The 700-nt window shown below is 42.1% G+C and carries 1 pseudogene; it reads right to left on the bottom strand.

Features of this window, described 5'->3' with window-relative positions:
* A pseudogene (locus ACFIMA_RS09865) lies at nt 1-700 on the bottom strand (hypothetical protein); the annotation flags it as partial.

Raw genomic sequence — 700 nt, 5'->3', positions numbered from 1 at the left:
TAGCATCACCACCTAAAGACTGCGCAACACTGTTACCTAGAGCATATAGCTGATTTCCTGCTACAGCATCGCTTGAGCTAGCAGTAATATCACCATTTGCAAGTGATGTGATCTTGCTGTGTGTCTTCTCACCATCTTTTTCTCCATGCAAGGCGACAAAAGCACCTTCAGCCTTGCTCCATGATAAAGAATCTTGTGCAACTCCTTCTGAAACTTCCTTAATACGAGCGTTGATAGTGCTCATGCTGTCATTAATGTCATTAAACGCACCTGCAACATTATTACTGCTCTTCTTATCACCTTTCGTACCATCATTGCTGAAAGTCTGAATTTGGAAATCCGGATCTTGCCATTCGCCTTTCTCATTATAACCAGCACCACCACCAAAATAGCCAGCAAACTGTTTTTGCAGATCATAAATCTGTCCACCCGTAATCGCATCACTCGAGCCTGATACTATAGAGCCAGCTGCAAGTGATGTAAGCTTGCTGTTCTCTTTATTGTCCCCATGCGTCGCTACAAACGCCTCTGCGTCCTTATCCCACAACAGCGCATCGCCTTGAACTTCCTGAGTAATATTCGTAATGTTTTCAGTAAGTTCATTAAACTTATTCGTTAGGTTGTTATTCACATTCTTGAAATTCGTATCAATACCTTCAATGGCTAAACCAACATCACCATAGGATTTTTCTACTACCTC

Origin of the sequence: Bartonella sp. AP88HLJMH (assembly GCF_042195605.1) — a bacterium.
In the GTDB taxonomy this organism is placed as follows: domain Bacteria; phylum Pseudomonadota; class Alphaproteobacteria; order Rhizobiales; family Rhizobiaceae; genus Bartonella.
This window is presented reverse-complemented; position numbering and strand designations above follow the sequence as displayed.